Below are 1,238 nucleotides of genomic sequence, written 5' to 3' on the forward strand. Positions count from 1 at the left end.
TCGACGCCGACGGCACCCCCCTCTCCCTCGTCCGCGAGGCCGCCATCGTCGGCATCCCCGAACACCGCCGCCCCTGGGTCCCCGTCAGCGAACTCGCCCAGGACCTCACCGACGGCATGCGCGTCTCCGCCGAACTCTCCGGCGAGGAACTCCTGGACACCCTCCGCGCCACCCCCGCCACCGAGTACCTGGTCATCGAGAACACCGGCGAGATCTACGGCGTCCTCTCGGCCGCCGACGTGGAGCGCGCCTTCGTGAAAGCCATGGCACGTCCCTCCTAGCGGCACCAGGGAACGTGGTCGGCGGCCCCCTCTCCTGCCGGTAGGCTGGTCACATGTCCGAACCGACCGGTGCCGCCCGCAGGCGCGGGCCCTTCAAGGTCGGGGACCAGGTTCAGCTGACCGACCCCAAGGGCCGCCACTACACGTTCACGCTCGAAGCCGGGAAGAACTTCCACACCCACAAGGGCTCCTTCCCGCACGACGAACTGATCGGCGCTCCCGAGGGCAGCGTTGTCCGCACCACCGGCAACGTCGCCTACCTCGCGCTGCGCCCCCTGCTCCCCGACTACGTCCTGTCCATGCCCCGCGGCGCCGCCGTGGTCTACCCCAAGGACGCGGGGCAGATCCTGGCCTTCGCCGACATCTTCCCCGGCGCCCGCGTCGTCGAGGCGGGCGTGGGCTCCGGCTCGCTCAGCAGCTTCCTGCTGCGCGCCATCGGCGACCAGGGCATGCTGCACTCCTACGAGCGCCGCGAGGACTTCGCCGAGATCGCCAAGCAGAACGTCGAGCGCTACTTCGGCGGCGAACACCCCGCCTGGCAGCTCACCGTCGGCGACCTCCAGGACAACCTGTCCGACACCGACGTCGACCGCGTCATCCTCGACATGCTCGCCCCCTGGGAATGCCTCGAGGCCGTCTCCAAGGCCCTCGTCCCCGGCGGCATCCTCTGCGCCTACGTCGCCACCACCACCCAGCTCGCCCGGACCGTCGAGTCCATCCGCGAGATCGGCTGCTTCAACGAGCCGACCGCCTGGGAGACGATGATCCGCAACTGGCACATCGAGGGCCTGGCCGTCCGCCCGGACCACCGCATGATCGGCCACACCGGCTTCCTGCTCACCGCCCGCCGCCTCGCCGACGGCGTCGAGCCCCCCATGCGCCGCCGCCGCCCCGCCAAGGGCGCCTACGGCGAGGACTACGCCGGCCCCAACGCCGACGGCGGCGCATGGGGGGCTC

The 1,238-nt window shown here is 71.4% G+C and carries 2 protein-coding genes; both read left to right on the forward strand.

What is annotated here, in order from left to right; all coding sequences use genetic code 11:
* The coding region (locus tag CCN33_RS30340; RefSeq protein ID WP_483027270.1) for a CBS domain-containing protein at positions 1–281 on the forward strand (281 nt) is incomplete at its 5' end.
* A 53-nt stretch (positions 282–334) separates the two neighbouring features.
* Positions 335–1,238: tRNA (adenine-N1)-methyltransferase (locus CCN33_RS30345; protein WP_086696490.1), on the forward strand; the 904-nt coding region annotated here is incomplete at its 3' end.

It is taken from the genome of Streptomyces recifensis (assembly GCF_002154615.1).
Lineage (GTDB): Bacteria > Actinomycetota > Actinomycetes > Streptomycetales > Streptomycetaceae > Streptomyces > Streptomyces griseoluteus.